At 58.0% G+C, this 22133-nt stretch carries 20 protein-coding genes; 7 read left to right on the forward strand and 13 right to left on the reverse strand.

Going from position 1 to position 22133, the window contains the following annotated elements; all coding sequences use genetic code 11:
• Positions 1-3: 3 nt before the first annotated feature.
• The 5 genes from AAA069_RS04905 to deoC all read right to left on the reverse strand — a co-directional run bounded on the left by AAA069_RS04905 (position 4) and on the right by deoC (position 4969).
• Complete coding sequence (locus tag AAA069_RS04905; protein ID WP_349127712.1) at positions 4-1467, reverse strand: YfcC family protein; 1464 nt, start codon at positions 1465-1467, stop codon at positions 4-6.
• 218 nt (positions 1468-1685) lie between these two features.
• Positions 1686-2429: a GntR family transcriptional regulator gene (locus tag AAA069_RS04910; protein ID WP_117840174.1), complete on the reverse strand. Its 744-nt coding sequence runs from the start codon at positions 2427-2429 to the stop codon at positions 1686-1688.
• A gap of 150 nt (positions 2430-2579) precedes the next feature.
• The gene (locus AAA069_RS04915; RefSeq protein ID WP_349127713.1) at positions 2580-3239 is read right to left on the reverse strand and encodes an HAD family phosphatase; all 660 of its coding nucleotides are present in this window, start codon (positions 3237-3239) and stop codon (positions 2580-2582) included.
• Positions 3240-3302: 63 nt separating this feature from the next.
• The gene (locus AAA069_RS04920; protein WP_349127714.1) at positions 3303-4145 is read right to left on the reverse strand and encodes a Cof-type HAD-IIB family hydrolase; all 843 of its coding nucleotides are present in this window, start codon (positions 4143-4145) and stop codon (positions 3303-3305) included.
• Positions 4146-4294: 149 nt separating this feature from the next.
• On the reverse strand, positions 4295-4969 hold the full coding sequence (gene deoC, locus AAA069_RS04925; protein ID WP_349127715.1) for a deoxyribose-phosphate aldolase: 675 nt from the start codon (positions 4967-4969) through the stop codon (positions 4295-4297).
• 773 nt (positions 4970-5742) lie between these two features.
• On the opposite strand from deoC, the gene AAA069_RS04930 reads away from it, so the two are divergent.
• The 3 genes from AAA069_RS04930 to AAA069_RS04940 all read left to right on the forward strand — a co-directional run bounded on the left by AAA069_RS04930 (position 5743) and on the right by AAA069_RS04940 (position 8611).
• The gene (locus AAA069_RS04930) at positions 5743-6633 is read left to right on the forward strand and encodes a hypothetical protein (protein ID WP_349127716.1); all 891 of its coding nucleotides are present in this window, start codon (positions 5743-5745) and stop codon (positions 6631-6633) included.
• A gap of 63 nt (positions 6634-6696) precedes the next feature.
• A complete protein-coding gene (locus tag AAA069_RS04935; protein ID WP_349127717.1) occupies positions 6697-7314 on the forward strand; it encodes an ATP-dependent Clp protease proteolytic subunit in 618 nt (205 codons plus the stop codon).
• Positions 7307-8611, forward strand: coding sequence for a VirD4-like conjugal transfer protein, CD1115 family (locus AAA069_RS04940; protein ID WP_349127718.1), 1305 nt, complete (start codon positions 7307-7309; stop codon positions 8609-8611). Before AAA069_RS04935 ends, AAA069_RS04940 begins: the two co-directional genes overlap by 8 nt.
• Before the next feature lie 141 nt (positions 8612-8752).
• Here the strand turns inward: AAA069_RS04940 and pgi are convergent, their stop codons facing one another.
• Together pgi and AAA069_RS04950 are read right to left on the reverse strand one after the other, a co-directional pair.
• Positions 8753-10447: a glucose-6-phosphate isomerase gene (gene pgi, locus AAA069_RS04945; protein ID WP_349127719.1), complete on the reverse strand. Its 1695-nt coding sequence runs from the start codon at positions 10445-10447 to the stop codon at positions 8753-8755.
• 199 nt (positions 10448-10646) lie between these two features.
• Positions 10647-11171, reverse strand: a complete 525-nt coding sequence (locus tag AAA069_RS04950) for an iron-containing alcohol dehydrogenase (protein WP_229066775.1) — start codon at positions 11169-11171, stop codon at positions 10647-10649.
• A 223-nt stretch (positions 11172-11394) separates the two neighbouring features.
• Between AAA069_RS04950 and AAA069_RS04955 the strand changes: the two genes are divergently transcribed.
• The gene (locus AAA069_RS04955) at positions 11395-12900 is read left to right on the forward strand and encodes a DNA repair protein (RefSeq protein WP_195232110.1); all 1506 of its coding nucleotides are present in this window, start codon (positions 11395-11397) and stop codon (positions 12898-12900) included.
• Positions 12893-13318 (forward strand): hypothetical protein, encoded by a 426-nt coding sequence (locus tag AAA069_RS04960; RefSeq protein WP_227790077.1) that lies wholly within the window; start codon positions 12893-12895, stop codon positions 13316-13318. Before AAA069_RS04955 ends, AAA069_RS04960 begins: the two co-directional genes overlap by 8 nt.
• Here AAA069_RS04960 and AAA069_RS04965 read toward each other — a convergent pair.
• Together AAA069_RS04965 and AAA069_RS04970 are read right to left on the reverse strand one after the other, a co-directional pair.
• Positions 13315-15867: a hypothetical protein gene (locus AAA069_RS04965; protein ID WP_195362247.1), complete on the reverse strand. Its 2553-nt coding sequence runs from the start codon at positions 15865-15867 to the stop codon at positions 13315-13317. The genes AAA069_RS04960 and AAA069_RS04965 overlap by 4 nt on opposite strands.
• 272 nt (positions 15868-16139) lie before the next feature.
• Positions 16140-16523, reverse strand: coding sequence for a cation transporter (locus AAA069_RS04970; protein ID WP_343007053.1), 384 nt, complete (start codon positions 16521-16523; stop codon positions 16140-16142).
• A gap of 176 nt (positions 16524-16699) precedes the next feature.
• On the opposite strand from AAA069_RS04970, the gene AAA069_RS04975 reads away from it, so the two are divergent.
• Both AAA069_RS04975 and AAA069_RS04980 read left to right on the forward strand, forming a co-directional pair.
• Positions 16700-17404, forward strand: coding sequence for a DUF3793 family protein (locus AAA069_RS04975; protein WP_349127720.1), 705 nt, complete (start codon positions 16700-16702; stop codon positions 17402-17404).
• Positions 17405-17450: 46 nt separating this feature from the next.
• On the forward strand, positions 17451-17870 hold the full coding sequence (locus AAA069_RS04980; protein ID WP_349127721.1) for a flavodoxin: 420 nt from the start codon (positions 17451-17453) through the stop codon (positions 17868-17870).
• A 117-nt stretch (positions 17871-17987) separates the two neighbouring features.
• On the opposite strand, the gene AAA069_RS04985 is transcribed toward AAA069_RS04980, so the two are convergent.
• The 4 genes from AAA069_RS04985 to AAA069_RS05000 form a co-directional block, all read right to left on the reverse strand.
• Positions 17988-18740, reverse strand: coding sequence for an amino acid ABC transporter ATP-binding protein (locus AAA069_RS04985; RefSeq protein WP_117770154.1), 753 nt, complete (start codon positions 18738-18740; stop codon positions 17988-17990).
• Positions 18741-18752: 12 nt separating this feature from the next.
• On the reverse strand, positions 18753-20114 hold the full coding sequence (locus tag AAA069_RS04990; protein WP_349127722.1) for an ABC transporter permease subunit: 1362 nt from the start codon (positions 20112-20114) through the stop codon (positions 18753-18755).
• Between the two features lie 118 nt (positions 20115-20232).
• Entirely contained in the window at positions 20233-21093 is an 861-nt protein-coding gene (locus AAA069_RS04995; protein WP_099431468.1) for an ABC transporter substrate-binding protein, read from the reverse strand.
• A 147-nt stretch (positions 21094-21240) separates the two neighbouring features.
• The gene (locus AAA069_RS05000) at positions 21241-22107 is read right to left on the reverse strand and encodes a deoxyribonuclease IV (RefSeq protein ID WP_349127723.1); all 867 of its coding nucleotides are present in this window, start codon (positions 22105-22107) and stop codon (positions 21241-21243) included.
• Between the last annotated feature and the right edge of the window lie 26 nt (positions 22108-22133).

The raw sequence follows: 22133 nt of genomic DNA on the forward strand, positions 1-22133 counted from the left end.
CACCTACGCCGGAAGCATGCCGGAAATGGCAGTAATGACCAATCCAAACACGACCATGAAGATGAAGAACTTCCAAATGGTCTTCCACCATTGGCCAAACGAAATCCTAGCCACGGCAAGACCGGCGACCGTCATGCCCGCCACGGGGCTGATGGTGTTGATGGTCTGGTTGGCAAACTGGAGCGCGGTGACGGCCGCCTCGGGATTGAGGCCCATGAGCTCGGTCAGGGGGCCCATAACGGGCATGGTGAGCGCCGCCAGGCCAGAACTCGAGGGAACCAGCAAAGAGAGCAGGCCAAGGACGATATACATAAACGTGGTGTAGACGGCGGCGGGTGCACCGGCAAGCGCAGTAGCGAGCGCCTGGAGGATGGTGTCGATGATCATGCCGCCCTCGGCGATGACCAGAATACCGCGAGCGATACCGATAACGATGGCAGCGTACGCAAAGTCGGCAAGACCCTTAACGAACTCCTCTGCGATCGTCTGCTGGTCAAGACCGCCCAGGATACCGGCAAGCAGGCCCATGCCAAGGAACACGGCGGAAATCTCATTCATGTACCAGCCCTGGGTAACAAGACCCCAGACGATAATGCCCATACCGCAAGCAAAATCGATAAGCACGAGCTTCTGACGGATAGTGAACTCTTCCTCGATGGAGGCATCGGTCACGGAAAACTCAATACGCTTGAGCTTATCGTCCTCGTACACAATGGACGACTCGGGATTTTTCTTGACGCGCATGGCGTAGCGCATGGCCCATGCGATACCGACGGCAGTGAAGATGACCCAAGAAACGGCACGCAGCCACAGTTGCGGATTGCCCTCGATGCCAATGATGCCTTGGGCGATCAAAACATTAAACGGGTCGATGGTCGAAGCACAATATCCCAGGTTGGGACCAAGGAAGCAGATGATGAATGCCGTCATCGAGTCATAGCCGATACCCATCATGATAGGAATGAAGATGGCATAGAACGGCAGGGCTTCCTCAGACATACCAAACGTAGTGCCGCAAATGGACAGCAACGTCATCGTGATGGGAATGATGAGGATGTCCTTGTTCTTGAGCTTTTTAATCACACGGCTCATGCCGGCATTCAAAGCGTTGGTCTTGGTGATGATTGCGAACGATCCGCCAATCAATAAGACGAACGCAACGACGTCGGCAGCTTCTTGGATACCCTTGGTGGGCGCTTGCAGGACTGCGAAGATATCCTGGCCCAGATTGATGGTCTCGCCGGTCTCGGAATCGGTGTAGTTCTTATCGACCTGTTCATAGGTTCCAGCAACGGCGACTTCACGCTCGCCCGCCGCTGTCGAAATCGTCTTGCGCTGATACTGACCAGAAGGAACGATCCAAGTCAGAACCGCAAAGACAACAATCAGCAAGAACATGATCGTATAGACATGCGGTAATTTGAACTTAAAACGTCTGTTTGTCTTCTTCGCCTTCGTATCTGACATAGATACCTCCAAAGAACTCGAGACTGCATCGCATCTCGCTTCAACGTTTGCACAATGCAAACGTTCTATGACGTCCCATAGATTACCAGCAGCTTTTCTCGTCATCAAGATAATTTCAAACTGATTGCCGCAACGCGGTTGAACGGTTGCGTTTGCGCCGTGAACGGTATGGAAACGCCCGGTGAGATGATCCACCGGGCGTCTCCATTCGCAATGTCCTAGATGTCAAAAACGTAGCGAGACCCAACGATCCGCTGACGACCGATGATAAACGGCCGCCGCTGCTCATCGAAAAAGAAGGCATCCATGTAAAACAAGGGTTCGCCAACGGAAACCGCCAACAGCCGAGCGACCTCGGGCGAGGCGCACGCGATCTCGAGCGTGCACGGGTCGGTAAACGCGGGCGTACGGCCCGTCCGGTTGCGCACGAACTCAAAAATGGATTGGTTAGATAGAGGTGCCGTTGATAGATAAGCGTTGTCCTCGTAAACGTATATGTTGTTCTCAAGCATGACGGGGACCCCATCGGCAGTACGCACACGCTCAACGCAAATCAAATCAGTTCCAACGGGAACACCAAAGAACTGCGCTTCGGTGGAATCCGCCGGCAGTATCTTTCTCGAAATGACGCGCGCCCCCGGCTCCATTCCGTTAACGCGGCATGCGTCCGAAAAACTCTGGACGTCATCCTTCTGGCGAATCTTGCGCTTAAGCTTGGGGGCATTGACAAACGTGCCTTTCCCCTGTCGCTTCGTTAGATAGCCCTGCTGGACAAGCTCCTCAATAGCGCGCCGCACGGTAACACGGCCAACTTTATAGCTTTCAGCTAATTCAAATTCGTTGGGAATCCGCTCGCCCGCCTTGTAGGCACCGGAGTTGATTTCGTTTTTGATGATATCGATAACCTGTTGGTACAGCGGTATCGCAGCTTTACCGTCAGTTAGCCCTTCAGTCGGTGGCATATACCCTCTCCCAGCGCAATTAAGTCTAAAGCGGGCTCAAGGACATTCAACAAGCCCTTGAGCTCGCATTAGCATAAAGTATGCTTGCTATCGCACCAAAATGTCGGGTATTTACTCATCTGACCCGAAAAACGCGCAACTACCGCACCCCTAAGAAAGCGCGAGCAGCTCCGGCAACTGGTCGATAATCTTGTCCGCGGCATCCTGGCTAAAGCCAAAGCGCTCCTCGCGCTTGGCAATGACCGTCAGGCCGGCTCGCTTGCCGGCAGTGATGCCGGGCACCGAATCCTCAACGCAGCAGCAGCGATTCGCGGGCAGCCCCAGCAGGTCCAGCGCATGCAGGTAGATGTCGGGCTCGGGCTTGCTCTCCTTAAACTGCTCGCCGCTCACCACATACTCAAAGGCATCCGACAGCCCGCACGCATTGAGCACTTCCTCGATGCTATCCATGGGAGACGAGCTGGCAAGCGCCACGCGAACGCCCCGGCGCGGCAGCTCTCGAATCGTATCCACGGCGCCTGGGTTAATCAAAGTCTGATAGTCGCGCGGACGCTCATGCGCCCACTCATCCCAACGGGCCAACGCTTCCTCGCCAGTAAAATGCCCCTTACCGGCGCGCTCAAACCAATCGACCAGCATATGCAGGAAGAACTGATGCGAGGTACCAACCTGCCCATTCAACTCCTCTTGAGTCAGGTTAAGCCCAAGCTCCTTGGCAAACGCGGCAGTCTCGCCCAGGTAGTAATACTCGGTATCGACAATGACGCCGTCCATATCAAAGATAACGGCGTCGAACGGAAATGCGGACACGGCACCCTCCCTAACAAAAGGGCGCCTGTAAGCAGGCGCCCGAACCATGCATTATCGGCGATTCTAACCCAGCAGCTTATCCAACGCCACCGCAATACCGTCTTCGTTGTTATTGGCGGTCACCATCTGGGCTACCGCCTTAACCTCATCGACTGCGTTGCCCATGGCAACACCGGTGCCGGCCCACTCAATCATGGACTTGTCGTTCTGGCCGTCACCAAACGATACGACCTCGCTGGCATCGATACCGAGCTTGGGCAGGGCGCCCTCGAGCGCGCGGGCCTTGTCGATACCAGGCGCCGTGTACTCAAAGTACCAGTCGGCCGTAAACATGCCCGAAAGCGTCTGCCTAAAGGGCGTATACATCTCCTCGTAATGCGCCTGCAGGTAGGCCGGATCGCCCGCCGTCAGCAGCTTGTCCACGGGATAAGCGTCCGCGACCTCATGCAAGCTCTCGACCTCGCGGATCTTAAGGTCGCACGCATCGCGCTCGTATTTGACGATGTTTTTCTGCGAGCCATCCGGCAGCGTAATCATGCAGCGATACGAATCCTCGACATGCAGATCGCGACCGAGCGAGATCATGGGGATCACATCATAGTTTTGCAGGTGATCAATCAGACGGTGCAGCTCGTCAGCCGGCATGGCCTGGTCAAAAAGGACCTCATCGGTCTGAGCGTCGACCACATGCGCGCCATTAAAGGCAACCAGCAGACCGTCATGGTTTTGAAGGTCGAGCTCCTGCGCCAGAGCATGTAGTCCCCATGCGGGACGGCCCGAAGCCAAAATGAGCTTAATGCCCGACTCCTGCGCCGCGAGCAGCTTTTCGCGCGTGCGCGGGCTAATCACTTTCTGGTCGTTGGTGAGCGTACCGTCAATATCCATCGCGATGGCTTTGATTGCCATATATGCCTCCCTGTCATTGAATAACCTTGTCTGAGTCATCATACAGAACAGCCACCGCGACTCCGTTTGCAACGGGAAAAATGTCATATTGTCCCGAACATGAACGGCGTGTGGTCGTGAAGCTTTATCGCTCAGGTCAAATACGTCTGCTAGCGACGCTCATCCGTCGGTGCGCCCTCGACGATCGCGATGCCCGCCGATGCACCTAACGCGCTGGCGCCGGCCTCGATGAATGCGCAAGCCTCTTCGTAATTATGGATACCGCCCGCCGCCTTGATTGCCACGGCATCGCCGAGCACCTCGTGCATCAGCCGCACGTCCTCGAGCTTAGCACCGCCAAAGCTTCTGCCGGTCGACGTCTTAAGGAATCCCGGCTTGGCCTCCAGCGCGATCTCGCATACACGGCGCTTGGCGGCGTCGTCGCCGTCCAGCTTGCACATCTCGACGATTACCTTGTCAGTGATGCCATGCGCGCGACAAAAATCAGCAATGGTAGTCATCTCGCGCTCGATGGCATCAAAATCGCGGTTCTCGATCGACCCCTGATTCAAAACGTAGTCAATCTCGGTAAAGCCACACGCAGCGTATTCCTCAAACCTCGCAAGCTTCTCCTCAAGCGTCATAGTGCCCTGGGGAAAGTCGATAGCGCCGGCAAGGATGATGTCAGAGCCCTCGAGCATGGCGCGGCCCGTCTCGTACTCCTGCAGGTTCGCAAATACGCAGCGAAAGTTGTACTTTAACGCCTTCTCGACATAGTGCTCAAACGTGTCCTCGGGGGCATCGATATAGTCGATGTATTTATTGATGGGTTTGGCAAGCGTCATGCTGGGCCTCCTTGTTCAGGGCCGACAACCGATTCGTGGTTTCACGCGAAAAACCACGTTCAATGTACGCCCGGCATGCAAGGACAGCGTCCGCATTCCGACAAGTGGTATGAAATTAGCCGTAAACGTATAATTTACGGCAGCGAATGGCACCGCAGGCGGATGCCGACAGCAAGACATCCCCCCCCTCAATACACCCTCATGCCCATTTAAATAGCAAGGGGCCCGTATCTGTTGGGATACGGGCCCCTTTCGGCCATGACCTATCTCAGCAACAAAGACTACTGCGGTGAGCGCGGTAGAACTCGATCGCACCATCTTATCCGAGCCGGGACACGCTTGCATAGCGTGGCGCGTGACGGTTGCAAAACCACCCCATTTGAAACAAAGGCAAAAAAGTACTTGCAAAGACGCGTTCCGACATATAAGTTGAAAAAAGACCGCCGTTGCGGTTTTAAGTAGATCGAGCATATGAAGTTTGAGTTTTAGCGTGTAAGAGAAGGAAGATCGGCAAAGTACAACCCCAAACGCAATGACAACTTAATGAGGTAACTGCCACATGTGAGGCACCCAGGGCATTGCTGTCTCGATTTTGAGCACGATGCCTTCCGCCTTGCATGGGCCGTTCCATCCCACCCCTGCAGCAACTGCCTCACGGGCTCATTGAAAACCGCATAGCACCCCAACGTCAGCACATCACCCACGGCAAGCACATCACTCACGACAACCAACACATCAACAAACAGCACGAACATCAACCGATTGGAGAAGCTATGACAAACCACCACGCTGAAGACGGCGATAAGAAAAGCATTCTGGATGCCCGCATTGAGCGAGCATATGCAAACGAATATGACGCCGCCTTTGCCGCCGCGACCATCAAGAACTACGCGTCGCTACCGCTCGCGACGATCTTGGCCGATCACCCTCAACTGCTGAAGCGCTGCACAAAGATCATGGGCGACCCCGACATTCGCAAGCTGACAGACCCCTATGCCCCAAAACGCGACAACGATTCGCACATTCTTACCGTAGGCTGCCTAGCCCATATGCTTACGGCGCTCGACACGAAACTCAAGCTCGAATGGGAACCCGACGAGCGTCATGAACTCGAAAGCAAGCGGAACACCCTGCGCACCGCACTGTTCCTTCCGTTGGACGGCCTCAAGCGCTGCAACGTCGAGCTCAATACACAGGCGCGGCAAAAGCCCGGGACCACGGGGCAGAAAACTCCAAGACCCCATGCGGCCATCGTCGACCGCAACCGATATAACCGCATGACCGCGCACTTTTCCGCCGAGGGAGCAGCCATAAGGACGCTGATCGACCTGCTGTGCCTCCTGAGCATCAACGAGCTATTTGAGGGCTATCTCGCCCTTGTTCCCGCGACGGCACCCAAGTCGGTAGCAAAGATCATCGAGACCTGCAGACGCCAGTTTGAGCGCCATCGCAATGGCAGCGAGATGAACGCCAGCATCGCGCAGTACTACGCGGCTCATTACAAAAATGACGGATGTGCCCCTGCCGAGCATCAGCTGCGGCTCGCCTACACCACGCCCGTCGCAACGCTCCATCGCTTTGGAGCCCTTGGCGCTTGCGAGCCGCACGAACAGGCAGCCTGCCCCACAACCGAGCTCGATCTCAGGCTCGGACGAACCCTGTAGCCCGCCAGCCCCTCCGCGGGCAACAATCCTATTCCACAACACAACCAACAGAAAGGAGTCCTCATGGACACCAATCATCCCCCCATCATCAGCCCCCTCACCATGCGTGAATCCGCCCGAGGTATCACGCTCACCAGCATTTACGATGAGATGCTCGCCCGTCGCGAGCTCTCCGTCATGGGAAACATCGAAACCCCGATGGCCCACGACCTATGCCAGCAGATCCGCCTGCTCGATGCCACCGACCCCAGCCGCCCCATCACCATATTTGTCGCCAGCGCCGGCGGAAGCGCGCGATCGGGTCTTGCGATCTATGACGCCATGCGCCTCGCATCGTGCCTCATCCGCACCGTCTGCCTGGAATTCGCCGCGTCCATGGGCGCCGTGATCTTTATGGGCGGCGACGATCGCCGTATGGCGCCCCATGCAGAGCTCATGATTCACGACCCGCTGATCCCCCAGGGGGCAGGCGGCTCGGCACTTGCGCTGCAGGAAACCAGCCGGCGTCTCATGCAGACCCGCAAGACCCTCACGCAAATCCTCTCGGACCGCAGCGGCCTCACGCCCAAGCGCATCCAGTCCCTCACTGCAAAAGACACCTACCTTTCGGCCGAGCGCGCCGTCGAGCTCGGCTTTGCCCACGAAATCCTCTCGACCACCAAGGAGGTCGCCCATGTCTAACCTCACCAGCCGCCTCGCCGCATCTGAGTCCGCATCGTCCACTATCCTCGCCAAGGATCGAACGCTTTCCTGCGACACCCGCCAAACGGGACTCAACAACAACGCACTTGTGATCGGCCCCTCGGGAGCCGGCAAGACCCGAAACGTCCTCAAGCCCAACCTGCTGCAAATGAACGCAAGCTACATCGTGCTCGACACCAAAGGCACGCTCTGTCGCGAAGTGGGACCCGTGCTGGCAGCCCGCGGCTACCGCGTGCAATGTCTCAACTTCGCCGACCTCAACACCGTCCCGGCCCTTGCGCCCGGCATCGAGCGCTGCGGCTACAACCCCCTGAGGCACATTCGCCGCAAGGCGGACGGCAGGCCCAACCAGCAGGACATCCTCTCGGTGGCAAAGGCCATCTGCCCCATCGAGGACAACAACCAGCCTTTTTGGGATCATGCGGCGGCAAACCTGCTGTCGTGTCTTATCGCCTACGTCACCGAACAGCTACCCGCCGACGAGCAGACGATCAGCTCGGTCATCAAGCTGATCGAGCACCTGCAGGACGGTGCCACGGGTCGATTGTTTGACGACCTGATCACGACCGACCCCCAAAGCTATGCCCTCTCGCTATGGCGGCGCTACGCCATTACGCAAAATGCCGAGCGCATGCACGCGAGCATCGTCGGCATCCTTGCCGAAAAGGTCATGTGTCTGGGATTCGACGGTGCGGCACAGCTCTATCGTGAGTGCCATCAGGTGGACTTCGCTTCCATGGGACACACCCCCTGCGCCCTGTTTGTAACCGTGAGCGATATTGACCGCAATCTCGATCCGCTGACCGGCCTCTTTATTTCGCAGGCGTTTATGGGCCTCATTCGTGAGGCCGATAGGCAGCCCGACGGCAGCCTGCCCGTGCCCGTGCGCTTTATGCTCGATGACTTCGCAAATCTGCAGATCCCCCAGATCGACAACGTGCTCTCGATTATCCGAAGCCGCAACATCTGGGCAACGCTGCTGCTGCAGTCGACCAACCAGCTCGATGCGCTCTATGGCGAGGCACGCGCACGCTCCATCATGGGCAACTGCGACACGCATCTGGTGCTGGCGTTCCAGGATCCCGAGAGTGCCCGGGTGTTTTCCGACCGCGCCGACGCGCTGCCCAGCACACTCATGGCGACGCCGATTGATTGCTCGTGGCTCTTTGTACGCGGTCGCACTCCCGAACAGGTCGAGCGCTTTAGGCTCGAAGACCATCCGCTCTACGGGGAGCTGCCCGAGGCGCAGCGAGGCCATGCGGAGGCCAAGATCTAAGCGCAGGGTTCTCGCAGCGCGCGGCGCCCCGGCGATGTTCCACAAAGGCCGTGCGCCCCGGGACCACGGCAAAGCAAAGGGGCCCGCATCCGATAGGATACGGGCCCCTGACTATAAGGCACGATGCGTTAACAGCAGCGACTACTTACGGTGAGCGCGGTAGAACTCGATGAGCGCCTGAGTCGAAGCGTCCTGCTCGGCCTTGGCGGCGTCGTCGTGGAAGGCAGGGGTAATCTGCTTGGCAAGCTGCTTGCCCAGCTCGACGCCCCACTGGTCGTAGGAGTCGATGCCCCAGACCGTGCCCTCGACAAATACGATGTGCTCGTACAGGGCGATGAGCTCGCCGAGCGCAAACGGAGTCAACGTGTCGCCGAAGATCGAGGTCGTCGGGCGATTGCCCTCAAAGCAACGGGCCGGGACGATCTGCTCGGGCGTGCCCTCGGCACGAACCTCGTCGGCCGTCTTGCCAAAGGCGAGCGCCTTGGTCTGGGCCAGGAAGTTGCCCAGGAACAGCTCATGCACGTCCTGGCCGCTATCGGTCGCAGGGTTGGCGGTATTGGCAAAGGCGATGAAATCGGCCGGAACCACCACGGTGCCCTGGTGCAGCAGCTGATAGAAGGCATGCTGGCCGTTGGTGCCGGGCTCGCCCCAGAAAATCTCACCGGTATCGGAGGTCACAGCGCTGCCATCCCAACGGACGTGCTTGCCGTTGGACTCCATGGTGAGCTGCTGCAGGTAAGCCGGGAAGCGGTGCAGATACTGGCAGTACGGAAGCACGGCGTGGCTCTTGGAACCGAAGAAGTTGACGTACCAGACGTTGAGCAGGCCCATCAGCGCGACGGCATTGTTCTCGAGCGGCGTGTTGCAGAAGTACTCGTCGATGGCGTGGAAGCCCTCGAGGAACTGTTGGAAGCGCTCGGGGCCGAGCACGACGATCAGCGACAGGCCCACGGCGGAGTCAACGGAATAGCGGCCGCCAACCCAGTTCCAGAAACCGAAGGCGTTGGCGGGGTCGATACCGAAGGCCTCGACCTTCTCGAGTGCGGTGGAAACGGCGACGAAGTGCTTTGCCACGGCCTCGGCGTTCTGCTCATCGGAGCCGTCGATGGCACCCTGAGCCTTGAGCTGCTCGAGCATCCAGGTCTTGACTTCGCGGGCGTTGGTGAGGGTCTCGAGCGTGGTGAAGGTCTTGGAGACGATGATCACGAGCGTGGTCTCGGGATCCAGGCCCTTGAGCTTCTCGGCCTGGTCGTTGGGGTCGATGTTGGAGATGTAGCGGCAGTCGATACCGGCGTCGGCATAGGGACGCAGAGCCTCGTAGGCCATGACCGGGCCCAGATCGGAGCCGCCGATGCCGATGGACACCAGGTGCTCGATCTTCTTGCCGGTAACGCCCTTCCACTCACCGGAGCGCACGCGCTCGGCGAAGGCATACATGCGATCGAGGACCTCGTGCACGTCGGCGACGACGTCCTGGCCGTCGACGATGAGCTGGCCCTTCTCGCTTGCCGGGCGGCGCAGCGCGGTGTGCAGGACAGCGCGGTCCTCGGTGGTGTTGATGTGCTCGCCAGAGAACATGGCGTCGCGGCGCTCCTCGAGCTTCACCTCGCGGGCAAGATCGCACAGCAGCTTGACGGTCTCATCGGTCACCAGGTTCTTCGACAGATCGAAGTGCAGGTCACCGGCGTCAAAGCTCAGCTTGTTCACGCGCTCGGCATCGGCGGCGAACCAGGCCTTGAGGTCGATACCCTCGGCCTCGAGCTTCTCCTGATGGGCCTCGAGCGCCTTCCAAGCGGCAGTCGACGTAGCATCGATAGGTGCGGCAACAGTTGCCATAGAGTCCTCCTCAGCATACGGGCGCACGCCTCCATGCGCCCGGACATTCAGATGCCACTATTCTAGCGCAGGTCAAGACTATAATCAGCGAGCGTTGCCAATCGGCCCCCAAACGGCAACCGATTAAAAAGGGACAGGCTTATTTTGGCAGGTCAAACGCTTTACCAACCAAAAATAACCCGTCCTTTTATGGCAAATATTAGGCCGCGGCGCAGATGCTACCGAGCAACTCACGCAGAGGAGACCCGATGCCCTCCAGCAGTTCGGGCGCGATAATGGCAAAAACGGGAACCTCACCGGTGCCCACGACAGCAGGCGCCTTGCCCTCCGAGAGAATGCATCCATAAGGGACAAAACCGTCTTCGCCGGCATCGAGCGCCGCCATGCGACGCGCGAGCTCGCGCGCAAAGCCAGCAGTATCGGCATCGCCAATCGCCAGGACAAAGTCCACGCCTTCGTCGGTCGCCAGGGCCACGGCTTCGTCGATCAGTTCGTCTCCCCCGTCGCCCCCAACCGAGCCGCAGCGGAAAAGTACGCGCTCGAGTAGGGCTCGATCAAGCGAGCCAAGTGCCGCCGAGACAAGCTCATCGCGCGTATGCTTGTCACCGCCCAACACGACCAGCGCCTTAGTGCCACCGTAGTGAGCGACCAATCGTCCGCACCAGCGAGCCACGTCTCCATCCACAACAAGGCGCGTCGGCATACCAAACCCGTAATTGACCATCTTTCCCACAACCCTTCCGTGCACATAGGCGGTATCAATCGTTAGGCTCATGCTACGAAGCGAGCTTTTCCGAGCTGTTTCGCACTCTTTAGAGCTGCGTTAAAACCCGATGCAGTTGCACGACTATACCTGGCAAAAAGGAACAGGTTTTGACGATGTCCGGACGAGCGGGTATTATCGAACAGATATTCGATAAGAACATGTGTTTGATGGAGGGACACGGATGGCGCACGAGCAGCACACCTATATCTGCATCGACCTCAAGACGTTTTATGCCAGCGTCGAGTGCGTCGACCGTGGGCTCGATCCGCTCACCACCAACCTAGTCGTTGCCGACGAATCGCGCGGACGCACGACCATCTGCCTCGCCATCACGCAGGCCATGAAGGACTTAGGTATTCACAACCGCTGCCGCCTATTCGAGATTCCCGACGGCATCGACTACATCAAGGCCGTACCGCGCATGCAGCACTACATGGAGGTGTCGGCGCAGATCTACGGTATCTACCTGGAATACGTCAGTCCGCAAGACGTTCACGTCTACTCAATTGACGAGTGCTTTATCGACGTGACACCCTATCTGGACCTCTATCACACCGACGCGGAAGGCTTCGCCTGCATGTTGCGCGACGAGGTCCTGGCGCGCACCGGCATCACGGCGACGGTCGGCATCGGCCCCAACCTATTCCAGGCCAAAGTTGCACTCGATATCACCGCCAAGCACGTACCCAGCCGCATCGGCATACTCGACGATGAGACCTTTCGCAAGGAAATCTGGCCCCATCGTCCCATCACCGATATCTGGGGCATCGGCCCCGGCGTGGCAGCACGACTCGAAAAATACGGCGTCTACGATCTGATGGGCGTCGCGGCGCTCGACGAAAACCTGCTTTACGACGAGCTCGGCGTCAATGCCGAGTATCTCATCGACCACGCCTTCGGACGCGAGCCGACAACCATCGCCGATATCCAAGCCTATCGCCCGCAAGCAACTTCGACCACCACAGGACAGGTGCTCTCGAAGGGCTATGCCTACGAGCAGGCCTACACCGTCTTGCGCGAGATGGTCGACAACGCCGTGTTGGACTTGATCGATAAGCACGTGGTCTGCGACAGCATCTCGCTCTTTGTGGGCTACGCGAGCGAGCGCGCCGACATACGCAGGCTTGATGCCAGCGGTACTGCACAATATGTGGACGGATGCGGACACCTGCGCTCGAGTACGTCGAGCATCGAACCCACCGCAACCGCCGGCCCCGAGCTCGCGCCCCGTGCTCCCAAGCCCGTCCAGCGCGATGACGAACGGCGCCGCCTGGTGCGCGAAGCGCAGGCAATCGATGGCATCTTTGTGGGAGAGCATGGTGGCAAACCGCGTGGCGGCTATGCCGCGCTCTTTGCGCACTCCAACGCCTCGCGCAAGCTGCCCGAGCGTACCAATTCGTTTAAGAAGATCATGGGCTATTTCGATGAGCTCTGGGCGCAGACTGTCGATCCCAAACGACCGGTCAAGCGCATCAACCTGGGCTTTAGCAATCTTGTGCCCGAGGAATTTGCCACCATCGATCTGTTCAGCGATATCGAGACCGATGAGCGCGAGCGCGACCTGGCGCGCGCCGTCCTGGCCGTGAAAGGCAAGTACGGCAAGAACGCGCTCGTCAAGGGATTAAGCTTTACCGCCGGCGCCACCGCGCGCGAGCGCAACGATCAAGTTGGAGGACACCGTGCCTAAACCCAAACAACAGCCCATGCGCCCGCCGACCGCCTTCGAGCGCCTGGCGGACCCCGAGGGCAGACGCCGCGCAGCCGACCCCAACCTCACTGCCAACGGTGCCGTGCGCGCCAACCGCGCCGCACAGTTTATGCCCTTTGCCGCCCTCACGGGATACTACGAACTCGTGCGCAAGCAGGAAATCACCGTCGAGCAAAAACGTGAGCTCACGGAAGAAAAAGCCCTCGAGCTTTCGCAAAAGCTCGAGGGCCTCAAACGCGGCGACTTGGTGCGCGTCACCTATTACGATACGTACGGCTATCGTAGCCGCACGGGCATTCTCGACGAAGCGTTACCCGCATTCAAGCTGCTCAAACTCAGGGATATCGCCATCAACTTCGACGATATCCAGGACATTGAGCTACGCGGACGAGCCTAGCGACGAGAACGCTTGCGCAAGACGAGAGCAATGCCAAGCACTGCGGCAGCTGCAACCAGCAATCCCAAGACCAGCGTGAGGGTCGAGTCGCCAGCGCGAGGCAGCGAGCCGTCCTTCGGAGTCTTCTTAGCGGTCGTCGTGACGGTGGTCGTGGTGCTGCTCGACTGGTCGTTGCCACCCGTCTGGCTGCCGCCAGGCTGATCGCCGCCACCCGGCTGCGAAGGATCGGTGGGTTCCGTCGGATCCGGAGTACCGGGATCAACCGGATTCTCCGAATTCTCCTTGCGCTGGATCCAGACCTGGCAACCATAGAACGGGTTGGCGGTACCAAGGCACAGACCCTGGTTGGTCACCGCAAAGGTGCGCAGACCATGGTTATACGGATCGTTAAAGCCATTGGTCGTCAGCGTCGTAAAGTTCACGCCGTCCTCGGTCACATACATATCAAAGCCGCGCTCGGCATCGCGCAGGTAACACATGCACGTAAGGACACTCTGCAACTTCTTGAGGTTCTCCTCGCTCAGCAGCTTATCGAGCGCATCCTGAATATCGCTCGGCAGCTCGGTGCCATAGGCATCCTCGTACTGCTGCTTAAGGCTCTCATAGCTATCGAGCATGTCCTGATACTGGTCGGCAAAGGACTTGAAGTACGCGATCTCGCCATCGATCTTCTGGACATAAGCGGCGTCGTCCTCAAAGTCCTGGGACATCGTCGCGGCCTGATCGCAAAGACCGCCCGCGGCATCCTCCAGCGCATCGCTCAGATCGCCAAAGCCCTTAGCAACCTCGGTCTTCTCGTCATCGACATCGACGGCCTTGTTTGAATCATCAACCTCAGCAGCTTCGTTCGAATCATCGACCTCGACGGCCTCGTTTGAATCATCGTCCGCAAGCGTGTTCACGGGAACGATGGGGTCGTCAGGCGATTTCTTGTCGAGCAGGTGATTGAGCAGGTCCCTAAGGCGCTGAACCTGAGAGTCCCACTCCTCGGGCGTCATATCGATAATGTCGCCATTGGAGAACTGGCCGATCGGCTCAAGCAGGCTCGCGGTATCAAAGGTACCGATATACAGCTTGCCGTCGAACTTCTGCATGCGCCAAATGTACTGGTTCTCGTTTCGGCCAAAGCCCGAAGTCAGGCCGGAAATACCGCCCTCGGGGAACATGTCGGTGCGATCGCCAACGACGAGCTCCATGTTCTCGTCCTTGTCCATGCGATAGATGTTAACCGACTGCTCAAGATTGGCATTCACAAACGAGCAGTCAACGCCACCCATGCTGCTCTTGCCGCCCTCTTCGGTGTTGGATTTGTTGAACAGGATGCGCTCGAGGGCAATCTCCTCGTCGTTGTATTCACCGATATAGAGGTAGTCGTTGTAGACGATGAGGTTGGCAGCGCCAGAACGGGTACGGGCAGGATCGATGCCAAAGCAGTACTTTGCACCGTCCGTCTTCTGATCGCCGACAATGGGAGTCCACGAATAGCTGCCGTCGGCATTCTTGTCGCCACGGACCATGGCAAACGACTGCATGGAATTATCATCGGGAGCGTTCTCGGGCGTACCGGTGCAGATGGTCGCATAGAGATGGCCATTGTACGAGACCATATCCCAAATGGCGCCGCCGTAGATGCTGTCCTGATAGCGAATCGCCGGATAGCCAAACAGCGTCTCCGAGTTGGCAATCTCGGTGAAGCTGTCCTGGCCCTTCGAGGGGTCAGACGACGTCAGGATTGTCGACACAAAATTACCGTTCGCGTCTTTACCCACATTACTGATGACGAGCTGGCCATCATGGACGCACATGCCGCGGATACCGGTAGAAATGCCCTGCTTGTAGGCAGCACCGTAATCCTGCATGCTCGAAAGGCCCTGATAGACAACTTTGTACTCATCCGTCTTAGGATCGATCTCGTATACAGCAGGCAGGCCGCCTTTGCCGTCATTGGTCCTGACGCTGCCGCAGAAATAGAGCTTACCCTTATAGCTCACGGCATTGCGGAACAAAGGAGCGACGCCGTTGAGCGATTCAGAGAGTAGCAGCTTGGTCTCACCGGTCTTGGTATTGATCTTGACCAAGATGCCGCCGCTGTCCTTGTCGGCCGTGCCGTCCTCCTTCTGCTGTCCATAGAAGAAGGTACCGTTAAACATGGCCTCCAGCGTCAGGCGCATGGTTTCGACATCAAAGGAATCGCCCAGCGTGCTGTTCATGAGCGTCAGCGTGTTGCCCATCGCCGCATAGCAGGTGCCCACATAAAGCCAGTCACCATAGCTCGCAGCCGCCCAAGTGTAGCTCTGGCCGCGATCGCCTTCGTTGTTGGCCGTATTACCATCGGCGCCCGGAACGGCAACGGCACCGTTACCCTGGTAGTCGACGATGCCATCCGGCTGCGACGTTCCTACCGTAGGATGTGAGAGCTTCTCAAAGGAATACCCATTTCCCGCATTGTAGGTAACGGCACCCGATGCGTCTTCGGCGTGCGCCGGCAGCGGCGATACCAAGATAGCGGCAAGCGCTGCCACCAAGCCAAGTGTTCCCACTCGTCTCATAAGGTTATAGCCTCCCCTGTCCTAAAGCCCAGTTTTAGCATTCTTCATTTCTGTCCACGGTTAATTGCAATCTGAGCACAGCAATAATCAGTGTATAAATATACACCTGTAATTTTTTGGACGGGTTCATAGATGCTCGATTGGTAGCGAATTCCGCGCAAACCGTCACCAAACTCCACTTTTGCCGCATCTAAAGGTTATTTTTGCGCAAATTTTTGGATGCCGATAGTCACAATGGGCAGGAGGCTGGTACCCACCGGAGAGGGCAACGCCTACATTTTCATAACGTAATAGCCCGCACCCCTCACCGCCGTCTCGAGTGTGTCGCGATCAACCGGGCGCTTCGAGCGTACGCGTGCCGTGTGGTCCGCATACGTTACCGTTGCCCACACGCCATCAAGCGTATTGAGGGCATTGGCTACGTTCTGAGCGCAGTCGTCACAGCTCATGCCGCCGATGAACAGCTCATCGCTATAGGGATAGTGCGACGCATCGGTATCCACCACAACAACCCTCTTGGCTTTCTTTCCGCTTGCGCCATCACTGCAGCAACTCTTCCCATGCGTCGACGCCGCAATACGGCGCAGCCCAAAGAACATACCAATAGCAATCACGCCCAGCACGATGATATTTGCTGGGTTGAGCAAGTCGCTCATACGCTCCCCTTCCTTACGGTCCATTTCAGAGATACCCCCGTGGGGTGTCCCCATCTTAACCCAAAATCATGTCGGTTCGGTCAATTAGTTTCCCTACTCAAACTTTTTTGTTGACCATGGCTTACTTTCGTGTATAAGTTTTCCTAGGCTAACAGTTTAGATCCGTAAGGAGCACCGTGACCCGAACCATAGACATTCCAACGTTTCAGGCAGCGGTCGTGCGCAACTGCTCTCCCACGCTCGCGGGCATCAAGCCGGCATCGCTCTTTACCTATCCCGGCGTCTACGCCCATCAGGATGGTTCGGACGCGACCGCGTCAATCGCAGAACGCCGAGCACGCCTGCTCAACGTTATCGCCCAGTGCAACCGCGAGCTTAACTCGCTCGGCATTCATCTGAGCGTTTTGGTCTGGCGCCCCTGCGGGGCGCTCGTATACGCATATCGGCCCAATAGCCTCGCCACTTACCTTGCTGACCCGCGCGCCAAAACGGCACTCGCCAAGGAGGGCTACGACACCGGCAACCTCTCGGCATGTCTTGTGCACCTGGCATCGCGCATCACGCTCGCAAGCGATAACGCCGCGGAATGCGCATGCGGCCAAACCCGATGCGCATTGGACCATCAAGCACGCTACGACAACGGCTGCACCTGCGAGTTTCCACACGAAATTGGCTACTTCCTGGGGTATCCCTACGACGACGTGCACGAGTTCATCGCCCAACGTGGCGAGAACTACAAGATCTTTGGAGCCTGGAAGGTCTATACGAATGTCGAGCAAGCGCTTGCGATGTTTGACGCCTACCGCGCTTGCACTCAATACCTCACCTTTGTCTATCAGCAGGGCTGCAGCTTGGCACAACTTGCCCAGGCAACCCGATAGAACATAGAAGCCGCGGCAACCTGCCGCACAACTGAAAGGACTCAACATGAGCAAGATCGCCGTCGTCTACTGGAGCGGCACGGGCAACACCGAGGTCATGGCAAACCTCGTCGCCGAAGGCGCCACGTCCGCGGGTGCCGAGACCGAAGTCATCCCCTGCGCCGACTTCTCTGCCGACAAGGCCGCCGAATATGATGCCTTCGCCTTCGGCTGCCCCGCCATGGGCTCCGAGGAGCTCGAGTACGATGAGTTCCAGCCGATGTGGGACGAGGTCAAGGAGACTCTCGGCGACAAGAAGGTCGTCCTCTTTGGCTCCTATTCGTGGGCCGAGGGCGAGTGGATGGACAACTGGAAGGCCGACGCCGACGAGGCCGGCGTCAACGTCATGGACTCCACCATCTGCTACGACGCGCCCGACGACGAGGGCGAGACCGCTTGCAAGGCCCTCGGAGCCGAGCTCGCGTAACGAACCCAGGGCTTCCAAAAGAGCCTGCATCAAAGCACATCCCCATCCCTACAAAAGAGCGGGGGCTGGATTCAAGTCCAGCCCCCGCTCTTTTGTAACGACAGTTACATCAACCGGCTACGAGATATTGCCCAAGAACGCCTTGGTGCGCTCGCTCTTAGGATGGTCGAAGACCTCGCTCGGCGTACCCTCTTCCACAATGACGCCTCCGTCCATAAAGACGACGCGGTCGGCGACATCGCGGGCAAAGCCCATCTCGTGCGTCACGACGATCATGGTCATACCGTCGTGCGCCAGGTCGCGCATGACGCCCAGGACGTCGCGCACGAGCTCAGGGTCGAGCGCCGAGGTGGCCTCGTCAAAGAGCATGACGTGCGGGTTCATCGACAGGGCGCGGGCGATGGCAACGCGCTGCTGCTGGCCGCCCGAAAGCTGACTCGGCATAAAATCGATGCGCTCGGCAAGACCGACCTTGGTCAGCTCCTCGACGGCGATCTTCTCGGCCTCTTCCTTGCTGCGCTTGAGCACCTTTTGTTGCGCAAGCATGACGTTCTTTTTGACCGACAGGTGCGGGAACAAATTGAACTGCTGGAACACCATACCCAGATGCGTACGCACTTTGTTGAGGTCGACACCCTTGGCGCACACATCCACGCCCTCAACGATAATCGAGCCACTCGTGGGATGCTCCAGACGATTGATGCAGCGAAGCATCGTCGACTTGCCCGAGCCCGAGGGGCCCAAGACCACAACGACCTCACCCTTGTGCACATCCAGATCGATATCGCGCAGGACCACGTTGTCGCCAAAGGCCTTCTGGAGGTTCTTGATGCTGACGACGACCTCGTTCGAGTTATTGGTTTCGCTCATGATAGGACCTCCTTACAGACCGGCGATGTGATCGGCGGGCGTCGCGACAACCTGTCCGGCGCTCTTGGCGGGACGTTTCTTCTTGGTCTCGGCCGTGCCCAAAAGCCTCGCCTCAAGACCGCTCACCAAGCGAGCGAGCGGCAGGGTGATGACCAGATAGAACAGGGCGGCAACCACGTACGGTGTAATGGAGCCCGTCGTGGCCACGATGGTACGGGCGTTCATGACGATCTCGACCACGCCCACGGCCGCAAGCAGAGACGTATCCTTGTAAAGCAGGATAAATTCACTGGTCAGCGTAGGCAGGACATTACGGAACGTCTGCGGAATCATGACATAGAGCAGCGTCTGGAACGCGTTCATGCCCAGCGAACGAGCAGCCTCGTTTTGGCCCTTGGGGATCGATTGAATACCGGCACGGAAGATCTCACACAGGTACGCAGACGAGTTCATGGCCATGACGATGACGCCGAGCACGTAGTCATCAACCTTGACGCCGGCAAGCGGCAGACCGAAGAACGCGATATAGATCTGCAGGAACGCCGGCGTACCACGGATGATATTCACATAGATGCCGGCAAGGCAACGAAGGATGCGCGACTTGGAAATGCGCATGAGCGATAGGGCGAAACCGAAGGGAATTGCCAGCGGAAACGCCACAAGCACGATCGAAAGCGACATGAGGAAGCCCTTGAAGACGATCGGCAGGCTTTGGACCAAAATGACCGGGTTCAAGAACAGGCGCAGGAACATATTGGAGTTCCAAGCCTCGACCCACGGCTGCTCCTTAAGATCGGCCAAGAAGTTATCGAAGGCCGTCACACCCTTGATCTCCACCGACGGAATCTTGGAGATCTTCTTGGTCGAGCCATCGGCCAAAGTGTAGGTGCCGCTAAAGGCCTCATCGCCGCCCTCGACGGGGAAGGTCACGCCGTAAACCTCGACACGGAAAAAGCCGCCGGCAGGCGCCGTCTCGCCAAAGTCAATCTTGAGCGTCTGGCCATCAGCCTTGCACGTGGGTTTCATGGGCGTACGATCCATGAGGTCCTCGCCCGAGAGCATCGTCAATCGCGTGTCATCGGTACCAAACGTCGTGCCGTCGACAAACGTCAAAGAAAGACCGCTCAGCTCCTCATCGGCATCGGCCTGGACCTCCCAGGTAATGCGCGTCTCGGTACCGCCGACCACAGCGCTGCCCGAACCGGTGTTGGGTCGAGCGGTAATCTTTGCGGTCTCAAGCGCCTGGGCGGTCGTGGGCGCATATGTCCCCACACACACCAGCGCGAGCGCCACGGCCATGGCGCAGGCTAGCTTTTGGAGCAAGGCGGGCAGTGGAAAACGCTGCTCCGCGGCTCCTTTGTTCAGTCGAGACAAGGTGGCTCCTATCGTAGAAGTTGCCGGCAAAACGAGACGGAAATACTCTCCGTCAAGAGAAGCGCAAAGGCCCTCTCCGCCAAAACGGAAAGGGCCCGCGAGCAATCAAGTAGCTATTTTACTTGATGTTGTACTTAGCCATGAGGGCGTCAACGGTACCGTCGTCGGTCAGGTCCTTGATGGCCTGGTTGATGTCGTCCTTGAGCTTGGTGTTGCCCTGGTTGATGGCGATGGCGTACTCCTCGCCGGTGCTAATCTGCTTAATGGTCTGGCAGGTGTTGAACTGCTCGGCGGTCAGCTGGCTGGCAACGGAGCGGTTGGTGACTACGGCGTCGCCCTTATCGGACTGCAGGGCGCTGAAGCACTCGGTAGCGTCCTTGTAGGGGACGATCTTGGCCTTGGGGAAGTTCTCCTGGGCAAAGGCCTCGGCGGTCGAACCAGACTGGACGATGATCGTGGCGTCAGCATTGTTGAGCTTCTCGCTGTAGTTGTCGGCCGTGATGTCGGTGTTATCGACCTTGGTCACGATAGCCTGATCGTCCATGTAGTAGGAATCGGAGAAAGTGACTTCCTTCTCACGCTCGGGCGTGTCGGTGATAGCCGCGATGGAAACGTCATACTTGGCGCCCGAAGCGACGCCGGGGACGAGCGTGTCGAAGTCGTTGTTGACGTACTCGACATCCAGGCCCAGCTTGTCGCCGATAGCTTTGATGAGCTCAAGGTCAAAGCCCTGATAATCGCCGTTGTCATCCTTGTACTCAAACGGCGCGTACTCGGCAGAGGTGCCGACGGTCAGCGTGCCGTCCTTGACGAGCGCGTACTCCTTGGAGCCGTCGACCTTCTCGACCTTAGCGTCGTCAGAGCTGCTGGAACCGGCATCAGAACCAGAGGTGGCGTTGGACGAGCCGCAGCCCGTCAGAGCAAGGGCGAGCGCCATAGCACCCGTGGCGGCAAATGCGCCAAGCTTCTTCAGCTTCATAATCAGTCTCCTTCCGGTGACCTCGTTTGATTCAGAGGTCTGCAAAAACTGTTGGCTATTATGCACCCGGAATTACGAATCTGCAATGAGAAAACTGATTGAAACAAACCCATAACGTGAATGGAATACTCTACTTTGTGACAGTCATTACTGCTGCAATGACCTTAATAGTCTAATTTCAGCTGCATAACCTGCAAGTTCGTTCGGAGTCTCCAAAATAAACGGCAGCGAACGCAAACGGCCATTCGATACAATATTCTGCATAACCTGCATACCGCCACCAAATTCCTCGCTGCCAAGGTATCCCTTGCCGATGCACTCGTGACGATCTTTATGGGCGCCACAAGGGTTCTTCGAATCGTTGATGTGTACGGCATGCAAGCGATCGATACCCACCACACGATCGAACTCGTCGAGTACGCCGTCCAGATCATGGATGATGTCGTAGCCGGCATCGCTCACATGGCAGGTATCCAAACAAACGCCCAGCTTGGCCGACAGCTCGGGGCGCTTGCCGGCAACACCCTCAATGATGAGCGCCAGTTCCTCAAAGCTACGACCCACCTCGGTGCCCTTGCCCGCCATGGTCTCGAGCAATACCGTCGTCTGCTGCCCCTCAAACATCACCTGGCACAGCGTGTCGACAATCATCTGAATGCCGGCGTCTGCCCCCTGTCCCACATGCGCGCCAGGATGGAAGTTGTAGTAGTTGCCGGGCAGCGCTTCCAGACGCTGCAAATCTTCCGCAATAGCCTCCAAGGCAAACTCGCGCGCCCGCTCCTTAGCGGAGCAGGGGTTATAGGTATACGGGGCATGCGCCACCAGCGGTCCAAAGTCGTTTTGCGCCATAAGCTCGCGCAGAGCCGCCACGTCATCCATGTCAAGGTCTTTTGCCTTGCCACCGCGCGGGTTGCGCGTAAAGAATGCAAAAGTATTGGCGCCAATGGACAACGCCGTCTCCCCCATTGCCCGATAGCCCTTCGTCGTCGAAAGATGACACCCGATCGTCAGCATCTCCAGCTCTCCCTCATCAGTTGCGG

The organism is Collinsella sp. CLA-SR-H006 (assembly GCF_040097075.1).
Lineage (GTDB): Bacteria > Actinomycetota > Coriobacteriia > Coriobacteriales > Coriobacteriaceae > Collinsella.